This window comes from Variovorax sp. 01N429 (assembly GCF_056399425.1).
The window spans coordinates 649,860-664,145 of sequence record NZ_JBFTRG010000001.1 but is presented as its reverse complement, the minus strand read 5'-3'; the positions used below and the strand labels follow the sequence as shown (position 1 = coordinate 664,145).

The window sequence follows — 14,286 nt, the reverse complement described above, 5'->3', positions numbered from 1 at the left end:
CAAGGAAATGGTCATGCCGGGCGACAACGTGTCGATCACAGTGAAGCTGATCAACCCGATTGCCATGGAAGAGGGCCTGCGCTTCGCAATTCGCGAAGGTGGCCGCACCGTCGGCTCGGGCGTCGTGGCAAAGATCCTCGACATCTGATCGAACGCACCAAGGAATTACCATGGCTACCAAGCAAAAAATTCGCATCCGCCTGAAGGCGTTCGACTACAAGCTGATCGACCAATCGGCTGCAGAGATCGTGGACACGGCCAAGCGTACAGGCGCGATCGTCAAGGGTCCCGTGCCCCTGCCGACTCGCATGAAGCGCTTCGACATTCTGCGTTCGCCGCACGTCAATAAAACGAGCCGGGATCAATTCGAAATCCGCACGCATCAGCGTCTGATGGACATCGTTGACCCAACCGACAAGACGGTCGATGCACTCATGAAGCTCGACTTGCCCGCAGGCGTCGACGTGGAGATCAAGCTGCAATAAGAGCCTTTGCTTACTTCAAAGCCCGCTGGCCTTTGTGTCAGCGGGCTTTTTTTGCGCCTGATATGGCATCCTAGAAGCAAGGCGGCAGGCCGTTGTGAAGGCCAGGGAGGCGCGGGATATGGGAAGTGAAGTGTTAAGGCGAGGATTAGTGTTATCTGCAGCACTGGCCCTCCTGGCGGGCTGCGGGGGCGGGGGTGGTGGCGGAACCGTCGGCGTCTCTCCCTCGGCGTCGCCCGCCTCTGGCGCGTCGGTGGCGGTAGCCAATGTTCGCTTGAGCGGAGCCGTTACCTATGACTCTGTCCCGAACATCACGGGCGCTCTGAACTATGCGGCAACAGTTGCGAAGCCGGTTCGAGGAGCAGTGGTCGAAATCTTGAACGCCGCATCAAACATCGTTGCCTCCGCCAATACGGATGAGAAAGGCCTGTACTCGGTGGCGGTCCCGTCGAATACATCGCTGATAGTGCGCGTCAAAGCTCAGTTGTCGCAACTGGGTGCTGGGCCGAGTTGGGATGTCTCGGTCCGCGACAACACCCAGGCCAATGCCATCTACGCAATGGAGACGCCTACGTTTGCCTCCGGCACCGCTGCTGTGCTCGCGCGTGACGTTCATGCGCCGTCCGGGTGGGGCGGGTCCGGATATAGCGGGATGCGTGTCGCGGCGCCGTTTGCTCTCCTGGATACGATTTATACGGCTCAGGCTAAGGTGTTGTCGGTCGCGCCCAATACGGCTTTTCCAGCGTTGCGTGTGTTCTGGAGTGCTAACAATGTCCCGGCCAGCGGCAATCCAGCTCTGGGGCAAATCGGCACGACCTTCTTTGGCAACGGAACGGCGGGCCGCACGATCTTTGTTCTGGGCAAGGAGAACGTTGACTCGGACGAGTACGATGAATCGGTGATTGCCCATGAATGGGGTCACTACTATCAGTCAGCATTCAGTCGTGACGATTCCCCTGGGGGCAGCCATGCCATCACGGACAGGCTCGATCGGCGGGTCGCGTTTTCGGAGGGTTGGGGCAATGCGTGGTCAGGCATCGCCCTGGGACGCAGCAATTACATCGATTCAGTCGGGCCCGGCCAAGCTCAAGGGTCCAATGTTGATCTCCGAGCCGGGGACGGTTCGGATCCTGGATGGTTTCGCGAGGCCTCCGTGCAGTCAATTCTGTGGATCTTGAATGGGCAAGTTGGCTTCAAGGCGATCCACGACACCATGACCGGGCCGTTCAAGCGCGGGTTGCCTGTGACCTCTATTCACCCGTTCGCCGCTGCCTTCTATTTGACCGCACCGGAAGGCGCTTCGAATCTGTCCGCGCTTTTGACGGGGCAGAAGATCAGCGCTTTTTCTGATCCGTACGGCGTTCTTGAAATGAACGATGGCGGAGTTCAGGCCGCTCTTCCCATGTATCAGAGCGCTGCGGCGGGCGCAGTCAAGTCGGCCTGTGTTTCCAATCAGGCGGGTGCCGGCAACAAACTGGGGAGTTACGCCTATCTCCGGCTCACCGCACCGGCGGCGGGTACCCATACGATCACAGTGCTAGCCGATTCGAGCGCGGTCGATCCGGACTGGGTCGTTTACAGCGGCGGACAGATTGCCGAAGCCGACGGTCTCGGCCAAAGTGAGGCGGCATCGGTCAATTTCCCAGCGGGAGAGAGCATCCTGGTAATCAACGACTTCAACAACACATCGGCCTCGACATGTTTCAAAGTGACCATTCAATGATCGCTGGACCTACGAAAGGAAAAGGCACCGTCGTCAGTGCGCCCCTTGCGTTGGCGCTTTTCGTTTCCTTGAATGCGTTGGCTGCTGCGGCGGACATGACTGGACTGCGCAAAGCGCCGGCCCCCAGCAAAACTATGAGCACGGCTCCGATGAAGGGGAACGGCTCGGGGGTGATCGTTCAGTATCGAGTCGACGGCACGCCCGTGCCCGGTGTTGCTGTTCCGGTGGTGCTGGCTTTCGACGGGGTGACTCAGCAGAGCGGCGCCGTGGTTAAGTTGACCACGGAGGGAGGTCTCAGGCTCCCAGGTGGCGAAGAGGTGCGCACGTTGCCAGCGGGCGAAGTGACGTCATTGACAGTCAACGTCACTCCCGCAGCGGCAGGTATTGGCTACCTACATGTGTTCACGACGCAGCACGGCGCGACCAGCGCAACTTCGATTCCAATCCAGACGCGAGCGTCCCCTTCTGCCCTACCGCATGCCGGCGAACTCAAGCAAACACCCGGTGGAGACCCAGTCCGATCGTATCGAGTTAAGTAGGCGTCCTGCTGGGCTGTTGGGAGCGTTGCGGTCTTTGCGAGATGCGCGCTATAATCTTCGGCTCTGCCCAAATTGCGCCTCCGAGCCTCTTTGCGCAGAGCTTTATTAACCTTCTTTCGCAAACCAAACGCTGTCGCCAATTGAAGTGGCAGCGGCGGAAGTTTTGGAGAAAACTATGAGTCTGAGCAACTCCCTCGGGTTGCTGGGCCGCAAGGTGGGGATGATGCGTCTCTTCACTGATGACGGGGACGCAGTTCCTGTCACGGTGGTGGATGTGTCGAACAACCGCGTGACCCAGATCAAAACCCAAGAGAATGATGGCTACGTCGCAGTTCAAGTGACGTTCGGTTCGCGCAAGGCATCGCGCGTCACCAAGCCTGAAGCCGGTCACCTCGCCAAGGCGGGCGTCGAGGCAGGCGAGATCATCCAGGAATTCCGCGTGACTGCCGATACGGCTGGTCAGCACAAGGCTGGCGGCGTCATTGCTGCCGCGAGCGTGTTCGCGGTTGGCCAGAAGGTCGACGTGCAAGGCACTTCGATCGGTAAGGGCTACGCTGGCACCATCAAGCGTCACAACATGAGTTCGCAGCGCGCATCGCACGGCAATAGCCGTTCGCACAATGTGCCGGGTTCTATCGGCATGGCGCAGGATCCCGGTCGCGTATTTCCGGGCAAGCGCATGACGGGCCATCTCGGCGATGTCACGGTAACAACCCAGAACCTCGATGTGATCCGTATCGACGAGGCTCGGCAGTTGCTCCTGATCAAGGGTGCAATTCCGGGTTCGAAGGGTGGCTTCGTCACCGTGCGTCCGGCCGTCAAGGCCAAGCCGCAAGCCGCTGAAGGAGCGAAGTAATGGAACTCGAACTCCTGAACGAACAAGGCCAGGCTGCCTCGAAGTACGAAGCGCCGGAGACCGTGTTCGGCCGTGACTACAACGAAGACCTGGTTCACCAGATCGTCGTCGCATTCCAGGCCAATGCCCGCCAAGGCACCCGCGCCCAAAAGGACCGCGAGCAGGTTAAGCATTCGACCAAAAAGCCGTTCAAGCAAAAGGGAACGGGCCGCGCCCGTGCTGGTATGACTTCCTCGCCGCTGTGGCGCGGAGGCGGCCGCATTTTCCCGAACATGCCTGACGAAAATTTCTCACAGAAGATCAACAAGAAGATGTATCGCGCTGGCATGGCGTCCATCTTCTCGCAACTCGCGCGCGAAGGTCGGTTGGCTGTGGTTGACTCGATCAAGGTTGACTCGCCGAAGACCAAGGCGCTGGCCGCCAAGTTCAAGGCAATGAATCTCGAGTCAGTGCTCGTGATTGCCGAAGAAGTCGATGAGAACCTGTATCTCGCTTCGCGCAACCTGGTCAACGTGCTTGTGGTCGAGCCGCGGTACGCCGATCCGGTGTCGCTGGTTCACTACAAAAAAGTGTTGGTCACAAAGGGTGCCGTCGACAAGCTCAAGGAGATGTTCGCATGAGCCGCATGAACCCTACTCCCGCACAACGTCAGTTCGACGAAGGTCGTCTGATGAACGTGCTGGTCGCCCCGATCGTGTCCGAAAAGGCCACGATGATCGGCGAAAAGTCGAATGCAGTCACCTTTAAGGTGTTGCAGGACGCCACCAAGCCCGAAATCAAAGCCGCCGTTGAACTGATGTTCAAGGTTGAGGTTCAGGGCGTGTCGGTGCTCAACACCAAGGGCAAGACCAAGCGCTTCGGCAAGTCCATCGGTCGCCGCGACAACGTTCGCAAGGCCTACGTGACGCTCAAGGCTGGTCAAGAGCTCAACCTCGTCGGGGAAGGCGCTTAATCATGGCCGTCATCAAGATGAAACCCACTTCGCCGGGCCAACGCGGCGCGGTGAAGATTTCGCGAGACCACCTCTACAAGGGTGCGCCGCATGCAGCTTTGCTGGAGCCGCAGTTCCAGAAGGCCGGCCGTAACAACAACGGCCACATCACGACTCGCCACAAGGGCGGGGGCCACAAGCATCACTATCGTGTGGTGGATTTTGTGCGCAACAAGGACGGCATTCCGGCCAAGGTCGAGCGTATCGAGTACGACCCGAATCGTACTGCTCACATTGCGCTCGTGTGCTACGCCGACGGCGAGCGCCGCTACATCATCGCCCCGCGGGGCCTGGAAGCCGGTGCAACGCTGCTGAGCGGTTCGGAAGCTCCGATCCGTGCCGGCAACACGCTGCCTATTCGCAACATTCCGGTGGGTTCGACGATCCACTGCATCGAGTTGCAACCCGGCAAGGGTGCGCAGATCGCGCGTTCGGCAGGCACCTCGGCCACGTTGCTGGCTCGTGAAGGCGTCTACGCACAGGTGCGCATGCGTTCCGGCGAAGTCCGACGCGTGCATGTGGAATGCCGCGCGACCATCGGTGAAGTCGCCAACGAAGAACACAGCCTGCGCCAACTCGGCAAGGCCGGTGTGAAGCGTTGGATGGGTATCCGCCCGACCGTTCGCGGTGTGGTAATGAACCCGGTGGACCACCCGCACGGTGGTGGCGAAGGCAAGACCGGCGAAGGCCGCCATCCTGTCGACCCCTGGGGCAATCTCACCAAGGGTTATCGCACCCGTAACAACAAGCGCACGCAGGTCTTCATCGTGTCGCGTCGCAAGAAGTAAGGGTTAGCAAATGACTCGCTCTCTCAAAAAGGGTCCGTTCGTGGATCACCACCTTGTGGCCAAGGCCGACAAGGCTGTGACGAACAAGGACAAGAAGCCGATCAAGACCTGGTCGCGTCGCTCAATGGTTCTGCCGGAATTCATCGGCCTGACGATCGCTGTGCACAACGGCAAACAGCACGTGCCCGTGTACATCACCGACCAGATGGTTGGTCACAAGCTCGGTGAATTTGCGCTCACGCGCACTTTCAAGGGGCATCCCGCGGACAAGAAAGTCCAGAAGAAGTAAGGAACGACCATGTCTGAAACACGTGCAGTCCTCCGCGGCGTTCGCCTTTCGGTCGACAAGGGCCGTCTGGTCGCTGACCTGATCCGCGGAAAGAAAGTCGATCAAGCACTCAACATTCTGCAATTCACGCAGAAGAAGGCCGCCGTCATCGTAAAGAAGGTGCTCGAATCGGCAATTGCCAACGCAGAGCACAACGACGGGGCCGATATCGACGAACTGAAGGTGAAGACCATCTACGTCGAACAGGGCGCCACGCTCAAGCGCTTCACCGCGCGCGCCAAGGGTCGCGGCAATCGCATCAGCAAGCCCACGTGCCATGTGTACGTGACGGTTGGCAACTAACAGGCCTGGAAGAAATATGGGACAGAAGATCCACCCAACCGGCTTCCGCCTTGCGGTCAGCCGTAACTGGTCCAGCCGCTGGTACGCAAGCAACCGCGACTTCGCCGGCATGCTGGCAGAAGATATCAAGGTACGTGAGTACCTGAAGAAGAAGCTCAAGAACGCGTCCGTTTCGCGCGTGCTGATCGAGCGTCCCGCCAAGAATGCACGTATCACGATCTACTCGGCGCGCCCGGGTGTCGTCATCGGCAAGAAGGGCGAAGACATCGAGAATCTCAAGCGCGAATTGGGCAAGCAACTCGGAGTACCGGTCGCTGTCAACATCGAAGAAGTACGCAAGCCCGAAATCGATGCACAACTGATCGCCGACAGCATCACTCAGCAGCTCGAGAAGCGGATCATGTTCCGCCGCGCCATGAAGCGCGCTATGCAGAACGCCATGCGTCTGGGTGCTCAAGGCATCAAGATCATGTCGGCTGGCCGGCTGAACGGCATCGAGATCGCACGTACCGAGTGGTACCGCGAAGGTCGAGTGCCCCTTCACACCCTCCGCGCCGATATCGACTACGGCACGTCGGAAGCCAAGACTACGTACGGCGTCATTGGCGTCAAGGTCTGGGTCTACAAGGGCGATACGCTGGGACGTAACGATTTGCCTGCTGTCGAAACGCCACGCCCTGACGAAGAGCGTCGTCCTCGCGGCCCGCGCCGTGATGGCCGCCCGGGTGGCGACCGTCCGGGCTCTGACCGTCGTGGTCCGCGCGCCGGCGCTCGTGGTCCGATTGGTGGCAACGTCGCCCCAACCGACGGCAGCGACAAGCCCGCAGAAGCTACTGGCGCCGCTCCGGCAGCTCCAGGTGCAGACTCGAAACCCGCCGTTAAGCGCGTCCGCAAAGCCGCGCCAGCTGCAGCAGCTGACGGTGCCAAGACCGAGTGATCGGTCTTAGAACTACGGAGTAATAAACATGCTGCAACCTGCACGCAGAAAGTTCCGAAAGGAACAAAAGGGCCGCAACACCGGCATCGCGACCCGCGGTAATGCGGTGTCGTTCGGTGATTTCGGCCTAAAGTCGATCGACCGCGGCCGCCTTACGGCCCGTCAGATCGAAGCCGCACGTCGCGCGATCTCGCGTCACGTCAAGCGCGGCGGCCGCATCTGGATTCGTGTGTTCCCGGACAAGCCGATCTCTCACAAGCCCGCAGAAGTGCGGATGGGTAACGGTAAAGGCAACCCCGAGTACTACGTCGCCGAAATCCAGCCCGGCAAGGTGATCTATGAGATCGTCGGCGTTCCCGAAGAACTGGCTCGCGAAGCATTCCGTCTGGCCGCTGCCAAGCTGCCGTTGCGTACGACCTTCGTCGCACGCCAGCTCGGCGCCTGATCGAGGAGAACACCATGGCAACACGTAAAAAGAAGGAAGTCGCGGCCCCGGCCAAGACTTCAAAGGCCACCGAGCTGCGCAACAAGGACGTTGCGGGCCTGCAGGCCGAAATCAAAGACCTGCAGAAGGCCCATTTCGGCCTGCGCATGCAGAAAGCCACGCAACAGCTGTCGAATACGTCGACACTGCGCGTGACGCGCCGCGACATTGCGCGCGCCAAGACCATTCTTGCTCAAAAGCAGCAAGAAGCCCAAGCCGCCAAGTAAGGAGTGAACATGACGGAAGCTAAAAAATCCCTCAAGCGCACCTTGATTGGCAAGGTGGTCAGCGACAAGCGTGAAAAGACCGTGACCGTGCTCGTTGAGCGTCGCGTGAAACACGAGCTTTACGGCAAGATCGTGGCGAAGACCAGCAAGTACCACGCCCATGACGAAAAGGGCGAATACAAGCTGGGTGACACCATTGAGATCACTGAGAGCCGGCCAATTTCGAAGTCGAAGAACTGGGTTGTGACCCGTTTGATCGAAAAGGCCGTTCTGGTCTGATCGCAGCCGAAGCAGTCCGAGCAAAAGCGGCCCACAATGTGGGCCGCTTTTCTTTTTCAGGAGTACTTCAAATGATCAATGTCGGTGACACGCTGCCTGCTGCAACGCTTCAGGAATATTCTGAGGTCGAAGGTGAGGGCTGCAGCATCGGGCCCAATCCTGTAGACGTCACCAAGGCTGCCGCTGGAAAGACTATAGCCGTCTTCGCTCTGCCTGGGGCTTTTACACCCACGTGCTCAGCGAAGCATGTTCCGGGGTATGTCCAGCATTTTGAAGATTTCAAGGCTGCCGGCGTGGACGAAATCTGGTGCGTGAGTGTCAACGATGCCTTCGTCATGGGCGCTTGGGCCCGTGATCAGAAGACGGGAAGCAAGGTTCGCATGCTGGCGGACGGCAGCGGCGCTTTTGCGAATGCAACCGGCCTGACGCTGGATCTGACCTCGCGCGGAATGGGTGTCCGCAGCAATCGCTATTCGATGCTGGTGAAAGACGGCAAGGTCGCGACACTCAACGTCGAAGATCCGGGCAAGTTCGAGGTCAGTGATGCTGACACGCTGTTGGCACAAGCCCGCAGCGTTGCGTAGCAACCCGTGGCCGACGCTCGCTTGAGCTACAGATCCGCCTTGAGATAGTGCGACCCTGCAATCGGGTTGTGATAATAGGGGGGCACTTCGGCGAACCCAAGCTCTTCGTAGAGTGCCCTCGCGGATTCCATATCGTCGAGCGTATCCAGCAGTACGCAAGCATAGCCCGCGCCGCGCGCGGCATCGAGGATGGCTTCCGCGAGCTGCCGTCCGACTCCCACTCCCCGAAACTCCGGCCGCACGTACAGGCGCTTCATCTCTGCCGCGTTGGAGTAGTCCGCCGAATCCAACGGACGCAGCGCGCAACAGCCGGCAACGTGCGCGAAACCTCCATCGGACCGTCGCAATGGCCGCCCCTTCACGGGTACCGCCGTGTCGTCGGTGTCGACCAATGCCAAAAACAAAGCGCCCCGAGGTTCAGCATAGTCCCCCGGCAATCCGGCGAGTTCATCATCAAAATTCTGAAAACCGAGATCGATCTCAAGTGAAGCCGCATAGTCTCGAAAGATCGCCCGCGTCGCTTCAATCTCGTCCGGCTCATCGGGTGTCAAAAGCACGATTTCCGGTGTGCCTGCCAGGGGCAGGGGACGTGACATTGAGTTGCTCATACGCGCAATGATGAGATCCAGCCTGCGAAGCCGGCGCAGGCCGCGAACACGACAATCGCCAGAAGCCTTGATGCGGCGTCATCGCGGCTTGACGCGCCGGTGCCGTCGGTGAGTGGCTTGTCACCGGAGATCATGGGCCGTATCAGCATGCGACCCTTGACAATCACGTAAAACAGAACGGCGAGCACGTGCAGACTTACAAGCGTGATGACGAGCCACTTGCCTGGCGCCGCGTGCCACTTTGTCGCGGCACTCACCAGCGAACCGGGAACGAAGCTTGTCAGCGGCCCCGACGCGGAGATCTCGTCATCGGCAACCAGCCCCGTCCCGACTTGCACCAGAAGCAGCCCAAGAACGGCGAACACCGATAGCGCGCCCAAAGGCGAGTGACCGATGAGCTGGTCCGGGTGCGCGCGGCCCCGCAGATACGAGACGACGGACCGCGGCGCGTAGATGAAAGCGGAGAAGCGCGACCACCGCCCGCCGACAAATCCCCAAAACAGCCGAAAAAGCAGGAGCGACAGCGCGGCGTAGCCGAGGCGGAAATGCCATTCCATGACCCCCGAAAGGCCGGTCGCGATCAGGCCGATCACGGTCAGTGCCAACAGCCAGTGAAAAACCCGCGTCGGCAAATCCCAGACACGGGTCGCTATGGCGCCAGGATCACCCGGCTTCGCGCGGCGCGTCGTGGGCTCGAAAGGGGCAGTCATCGATGGCTTGACGCAAGATGCGGGAAGCGCAGATTAGCAAACTTCGGCGCAAAGGTGACTTGCGGGTTGTCACTAGTCCCCGATGGCGCCGAGTCTCTAAACTGCCACGGCGCCGTACTCCGCGATGCGCGAGCAAAAAAAGGATCCACGATGAAATCTCTCGTCAGCCTTGCCCTGGCCGCCGTTTGCGCGGCCTTTTCTGTTTCGACTAGCGCCCAGTTCGCCAAACCCGAAGATGCGATCAAGTACCGCCAGAGTGCAATGTTTATCCAGAGCCAGCACGTGGGCCGCCTGGGCGCCATGGCCAGCGGCCGCGTGCCGTACGATGCGACCGCCGCCGTTGCCAACGCGGAGGTGGTCGCGCAGATATCGAGGCTTCCGTGGCCTGCCTTCGGTCCTGGCACGGAGGGCGGAAAGGCAAAGCCGGAGATTTGGAAGGAGCAGGCCAAGTTCAAGGATCTGAGCGATCGGCTGATGGCCGGAACCGACAACCTCCTTGTCGCCGCCAAAGCCGGGAACGTCGACTCACTGAAGACCGCAATGGGGTCGCTTGGCGAAACCTGCAAGGCTTGCCACGACACCTTCAGGAGCAGGTGATCCGGACCAGCCGACTCGCGCCTAGCACGGCGGCGGCCCCATCTACGCTTCGGCGAGCAGCTTTTCGATCAACTTGTGCAGTTCGGCGAAGTCGGGCTCGCCGACATAGCGCTTCACGATCTCACCGCGCTTGTTGACCACGTAGGTGGTTGGCGTCAGCTGGACGTCACCCCATGCCTTGGCAACCGCACCTGTATTGTCGATAGCCACCTTGAACGGCAGCTTGCGTGTCTCGGCGTAATTGACGACGTATGCTGGCGGGTCGTAGCTCATTGCCACGGCGAGGGTGTCGTAGCCCTGGTTCTTGTACTTGTCATAGGTCGCGATGACCTTCGGCATCTCTCCCACGCAGGTGACGCAGCTCGTTGCCCAGAAATTGACGAGCGTGACCTTGCCCTTTAGGTCCTCGGTGCTCTTTCGCGTTCCGTCGAGAAGCACGAAGGTCGATGCCGGCGCAGCGGAAACCCCCGTGTTCAGGTAAACGCCAACCCCGACGGCCAGGGCGAGCGCGGTTGCGGCGGCGTAGATGACTTTTTTCATGGAAGGACAGAGGAGTCCGCGAATTTTAGATCGCAACGCAGAGTCGTGCCGGCCGCCCGGAACGGTCGAAGGGGCGTTCGATAATCGATGTTCCATGCCGATCCTGTCCTTTCTGCGCTTCGGTCGCGCGACCTTGGTCGTGACCGCAATCGTGCTTGCCGCGTGCAGCCCCACCTTCAACTGGCGAGAGGTTCCTGTGGGAGACGCCGACGTGGTCGTCCTGCTGCCTTGCAAGCCGGATCGAGCCACGCGCCAGCTGCCGCTCGGGACCGACATGGTTTCCGTCGACATGGCCGGCTGCAAGACTGGAGGCGCAACCTTCGCCATTGCGCACGCTTCAGCCGGCAGCGCCGAACAGGCGGAAAGCTGGATTCGGGCATGGCGGGCTGCCACCCGGACCCAGCTCTCGAATGCCCAGATCGTCGAAGCCCCCGCCTCCGTGCTGCGCGCCGCTGCTTCACCCGCCCCGGCGCGGCTCGATACCCAGGGCGACACCCAGGGCACGCCGGGGGAAAGCAAGGGAGAAGGTGCGCACGTCATCTGGTTCGCGCAGCAGCGGCCGGATGGAATGGCGATCTATCAGGCGACCGTCCTGGGTTCCCCGTCATCCCCAGAAGCGCTGGCGACGTTTTTTGAAGGAATCCGCGTTCCGTGAGCCGACTGCCGCCTTGCCTTGTTTCTACACCTGGACGGATGGCCCCTCATAATTGCCAGACTGCCCGCCGAAATCCATGAACAGCATTTTCATCATTGCCCACTCGCCGCTTGCGCAGGCGTTACGGCAGTGCGCGCTGCATGTGTTTCCCGATTCCGAGCACGCCGTGGCGGCGCTCGACGTCTTGCCCAACGTATCACCCGACGAAACCCTCGCCGCCGCGCGCATCACGCTTGCCCAGCTCCAGCGCACTCCGCGTTCGCAAGTGCTCGTGCTGGCCGACGTTTTTGGTGCAACACCATGCAATGTGGCTCAGAAGCTCGTCGACGGCGCCCGATCCCGGCTCGTCGCCGGCGTCAACCTGCCGATGTTGCTGCGCGCCGTGAGCTATCGAAATGAACCCCTTGATACTCTCGTGCAGCGCGCACTCACCGGCGGAACTGCGGGCGTGATGCAGGTGGCCGTGACCGCTCCCCAGAATCAGGCAAGAAGAAAGCATAGTGACCAAGACATCCGTGACCATCAGCAATAAGCTGGGCCTGCACGCGCGGGCATCGGCCAAACTCACCAAGCTTGCCGGGAGCTATCCCTGCGAGGTCTGGCTTGCACGCGGCGACCGCCGGGTGAACGCAAAGAGCATCATGGGCGTGATGATGCTCGCGGCAGGCATTGGCGTCACGGTGGAAGTGGAGACGATCGGCGAACGCGAGGAAGAGGCGCTGAACGCGATCGTGGCCCTCATGAACGACAAGTTCGGGGAAGGTGAATAGGGGAGGTGAATAGATGGCGCACTTGGGGGAGTAGACAGTGACATTCGCGATCCACGGTCTCCCGGTTGCCCGTGGCATTGCCATCGGCCGCGCCGTGCTCGTCGTTTCGAGCCGAATCGACGTCGCCCACTATTTCATCAAGCCCGAGGAAATCGATGCCGAGATCGACCGGGTGCGTGTCGCTCGAAACGCAGTGGCGGAGGAGCTACACAAGCTTCAGGCCAGCGTCGCATTGATGGGTCCCAATGACGCGCCGCACGAACTCTCCGCGCTTCTTGATGTGCACCAGATGCTGTTGCAGGACGAGGTACTCACCGGCGGCGTCAAGCACTGGATCGTGGAGCGCCTGTACAACGCCGAATGGGCGCTCACCACGCAACTCGAAGTCGTCGCGCGCCAGTTCGACGAGATGGAGGACGAGTACCTCCGCGAACGCAAGGCCGATCTGGAGCAGGTCGTCGAGCGACTGTTGCATCGCATGAAAGGGACGGCGGCGGTGCTCGCACCCACACCGCCGCGGCGCAAGCGCTCATCCGATGACGATGAGCATCCGGACCCGACCGCCGGCGACGGTATCGACGTGCCGCTGGTGCTGATTGCGCATGACCTTTCGCCGGCGGACATGCTGCAGTTCAAGAAGAGCGTGTTCGCAGGCTTCGTGACCGACGTCGGCGGACGCACCTCGCACACGGCGATCGTTGCCCGCAGCATGAACATCCCCGCCGTGGTGGGCGCACGCAGTGCGAGCCAACTGGTGCGGCAGGACGATTGGGTCATCATCGATGGCGATGCTGGCGTGGTGATCGTCGATCCTTCGCCGATCATCCTGGCCGAGTACGGCTTCAAGCAGCGGCAAGGCGACCTCGAACGCGGACGTCTGTCCCGGCTGCGGCACAAGCCCGCCGTGACGCTCGACGGCCAGCGCGTCGAGTTGCTCGCCAACATCGAAATGCCCGAAGACACGGTAGGCGCGGTCCGGGCCGGCGCTGTCGGTGTGGGGCTGTTCCGGAGCGAATTCCTTTTCATGGGCCGCGAAGCGCAGCGGATGACGCGCCTGCCCGACGAGGAAGAGCAATACCGGGCGTACCGGAATGCGGTCGAGGGCATGCAGGGCATGCCCGTGACCATCAGGACGATTGACGTCGGCGCGGACAAGCCGCTGGACGGCAAAGCCCTCCGAGAGGACTCCCACCTGAATCCTGCCTTGGGTCTGCGCGCGATCCGCTGGAGCCTGGCCGATCCGGCGATGTTCCTGACCCAGTTGCGCGCCATCCTGCGCGCTGCGGCGCATGGTGAGATTCACCTGCTGATCCCCATGCTGGCGCACGTGAGCGAAATCCGCCAGACCCTGTCGCTCATCGATTTCGCGCGGGCTGAACTGGACAACCGCGGGATGGTGCATGGCAACGTAAAGCTCGGCGCCATGATCGAAATCCCGGCCGCCGCGCTCACGCTGAAGACCTTCCTGAAGTACTTCGATTTCCTGTCGATCGGCACCAACGACCTCATCCAGTACACGCTCGCCATAGACCGGGCGGACGAATCGGTGGCGCATCTCTACGACCCCGCGCATCCGGCCGTGCTGCGCTTGGTGGCCGACACGATTGCCGAGTGCCGGCGCCAGGGCAAGAGCGTCAGTGTGTGCGGCGAAATGGCGGGCGACGTCATGTTCACCCGCTTGCTGCTTGGCTTGGGTCTGCGCAGCTTTTCGATGCATCCTTCGCAGATCCTGGCAGTCAAGCAGGAAGTGCTGCGCGCCGACACCAGAAAGCTGGAGCCCTGGGCGCAGGCTGTGATCGAGTCCGAGGAACCCGCCGCCGCGCTGGGGCCGATCGCGGGCGCACCGCAATAAAACGAAACATGCCGAAACCGCCGCGAAAGGACT

At 61.0% G+C, this 14,286-nt stretch carries 22 protein-coding genes; 19 read left to right on the top strand and 3 right to left on the bottom strand.

The window, feature by feature from the left end; all coding sequences use genetic code 11:
* The 14 genes from AC1DSF_RS03250 to AC1DSF_RS03185 form a co-directional block, all read left to right on the top strand.
* Positions 1–148: EF-Tu C-terminal domain-related protein (locus AC1DSF_RS03250; protein WP_478099174.1), on the top strand; the 148-nt coding region annotated here is incomplete at its 5' end.
* A gap of 22 nt (positions 149–170) precedes the next feature.
* Positions 171–485 carry a 30S ribosomal protein S10 gene (gene rpsJ, locus AC1DSF_RS03245; RefSeq protein ID WP_028250951.1) on the top strand — a complete coding sequence of 105 codons (315 nt, stop codon included), beginning with the start codon at positions 171–173 and terminating at the stop codon, positions 483–485.
* 148 nt (positions 486–633) lie between these two features.
* Entirely contained in the window at positions 634–2,205 is a 1,572-nt protein-coding gene (locus AC1DSF_RS03240; protein ID WP_478125266.1) for a hypothetical protein, read from the top strand.
* A gap of 714 nt (positions 2,206–2,919) precedes the next feature.
* The gene (gene rplC / locus AC1DSF_RS03235; protein WP_478144314.1) at positions 2,920–3,600 is read left to right on the top strand and encodes a 50S ribosomal protein L3; all 681 of its coding nucleotides are present in this window, start codon (positions 2,920–2,922) and stop codon (positions 3,598–3,600) included.
* Positions 3,600–4,220, top strand: a complete 621-nt coding sequence (rplD, locus tag AC1DSF_RS03230) for a 50S ribosomal protein L4 (protein WP_478125264.1) — start codon at positions 3,600–3,602, stop codon at positions 4,218–4,220. Before rplC ends, rplD begins: the two co-directional genes overlap by 1 nt.
* Complete coding sequence (gene rplW / locus AC1DSF_RS03225; protein WP_478125263.1) at positions 4,217–4,552, top strand: 50S ribosomal protein L23; 336 nt, start codon at positions 4,217–4,219, stop codon at positions 4,550–4,552. Before rplD ends, rplW begins: the two co-directional genes overlap by 4 nt.
* Positions 4,553–4,554: 2 nt before the next feature.
* Positions 4,555–5,379 (top strand): 50S ribosomal protein L2, encoded by an 825-nt coding sequence (rplB, locus tag AC1DSF_RS03220; protein WP_028250945.1) that lies wholly within the window; start codon positions 4,555–4,557, stop codon positions 5,377–5,379.
* A 10-nt stretch (positions 5,380–5,389) separates the two neighbouring features.
* Positions 5,390–5,668, top strand: coding sequence for a 30S ribosomal protein S19 (rpsS, locus tag AC1DSF_RS03215; protein ID WP_062478874.1), 279 nt, complete (start codon positions 5,390–5,392; stop codon positions 5,666–5,668).
* 9 nt (positions 5,669–5,677) lie between these two features.
* Positions 5,678–6,010 carry a 50S ribosomal protein L22 gene (gene rplV, locus AC1DSF_RS03210; RefSeq protein WP_019657678.1) on the top strand — a complete coding sequence of 111 codons (333 nt, stop codon included), beginning with the start codon at positions 5,678–5,680 and terminating at the stop codon, positions 6,008–6,010.
* Positions 6,011–6,026: 16 nt separating this feature from the next.
* Positions 6,027–6,947, top strand: coding sequence for a 30S ribosomal protein S3 (gene rpsC, locus AC1DSF_RS03205; RefSeq protein ID WP_478125262.1), 921 nt, complete (start codon positions 6,027–6,029; stop codon positions 6,945–6,947).
* 28 nt (positions 6,948–6,975) lie between these two features.
* A complete protein-coding gene (gene rplP / locus AC1DSF_RS03200) occupies positions 6,976–7,392 on the top strand; it encodes a 50S ribosomal protein L16 (protein WP_028250943.1) in 417 nt (138 codons plus the stop codon).
* A gap of 14 nt (positions 7,393–7,406) precedes the next feature.
* The gene (gene rpmC, locus AC1DSF_RS03195; protein WP_478125261.1) at positions 7,407–7,658 is read left to right on the top strand and encodes a 50S ribosomal protein L29; all 252 of its coding nucleotides are present in this window, start codon (positions 7,407–7,409) and stop codon (positions 7,656–7,658) included.
* A gap of 9 nt (positions 7,659–7,667) precedes the next feature.
* On the top strand, positions 7,668–7,937 hold the full coding sequence (gene rpsQ / locus AC1DSF_RS03190) for a 30S ribosomal protein S17 (RefSeq protein ID WP_478125260.1): 270 nt from the start codon (positions 7,668–7,670) through the stop codon (positions 7,935–7,937).
* Between the two features lie 71 nt (positions 7,938–8,008).
* Positions 8,009–8,521: a redoxin family protein gene (locus AC1DSF_RS03185; protein ID WP_478125259.1), complete on the top strand. Its 513-nt coding sequence runs from the start codon at positions 8,009–8,011 to the stop codon at positions 8,519–8,521.
* Between the two features lie 26 nt (positions 8,522–8,547).
* Here the strand turns inward: AC1DSF_RS03185 and AC1DSF_RS03180 are convergent, their stop codons facing one another.
* Together AC1DSF_RS03180 and AC1DSF_RS03175 are read right to left on the bottom strand one after the other, a co-directional pair.
* A complete protein-coding gene (locus AC1DSF_RS03180; RefSeq protein ID WP_478125258.1) occupies positions 8,548–9,129 on the bottom strand; it encodes a GNAT family N-acetyltransferase in 582 nt (193 codons plus the stop codon).
* Complete coding sequence (locus tag AC1DSF_RS03175; protein WP_478182327.1) at positions 9,126–9,782, bottom strand: cytochrome b/b6 domain-containing protein; 657 nt, start codon at positions 9,780–9,782, stop codon at positions 9,126–9,128. The genes AC1DSF_RS03180 and AC1DSF_RS03175 overlap by 4 nt, the downstream gene beginning before the upstream one ends.
* Before the next feature lie 207 nt (positions 9,783–9,989).
* On the opposite strand from AC1DSF_RS03175, the gene AC1DSF_RS03170 reads away from it, so the two are divergent.
* Complete coding sequence (locus AC1DSF_RS03170; RefSeq protein WP_478125256.1) at positions 9,990–10,436, top strand: c-type cytochrome; 447 nt, start codon at positions 9,990–9,992, stop codon at positions 10,434–10,436.
* 42 nt (positions 10,437–10,478) lie between these two features.
* On the opposite strand, the gene AC1DSF_RS03165 is transcribed toward AC1DSF_RS03170, so the two are convergent.
* Entirely contained in the window at positions 10,479–10,976 is a 498-nt protein-coding gene (locus AC1DSF_RS03165) for a TlpA disulfide reductase family protein (RefSeq protein ID WP_478125255.1), read from the bottom strand.
* 94 nt (positions 10,977–11,070) lie between these two features.
* Between AC1DSF_RS03165 and AC1DSF_RS03160 the strand changes: the two genes are divergently transcribed.
* The 4 genes from AC1DSF_RS03160 to ptsP all read left to right on the top strand — a co-directional run bounded on the left by AC1DSF_RS03160 (position 11,071) and on the right by ptsP (position 14,253).
* Positions 11,071–11,631, top strand: a complete 561-nt coding sequence (locus AC1DSF_RS03160; RefSeq protein WP_478125254.1) for a hypothetical protein — start codon at positions 11,071–11,073, stop codon at positions 11,629–11,631.
* Between the two features lie 76 nt (positions 11,632–11,707).
* Complete coding sequence (locus tag AC1DSF_RS03155; protein WP_478125253.1) at positions 11,708–12,163, top strand: PTS sugar transporter subunit IIA; 456 nt, start codon at positions 11,708–11,710, stop codon at positions 12,161–12,163.
* Positions 12,132–12,401 (top strand): HPr family phosphocarrier protein, encoded by a 270-nt coding sequence (locus AC1DSF_RS03150; RefSeq protein WP_478125252.1) that lies wholly within the window; start codon positions 12,132–12,134, stop codon positions 12,399–12,401. Before AC1DSF_RS03155 ends, AC1DSF_RS03150 begins: the two co-directional genes overlap by 32 nt.
* 37 nt (positions 12,402–12,438) lie before the next feature.
* Positions 12,439–14,253 (top strand): phosphoenolpyruvate--protein phosphotransferase, encoded by a 1,815-nt coding sequence (gene ptsP / locus AC1DSF_RS03145; protein WP_478144287.1) that lies wholly within the window; start codon positions 12,439–12,441, stop codon positions 14,251–14,253.
* Positions 14,254–14,286 lie beyond the last annotated feature (33 nt).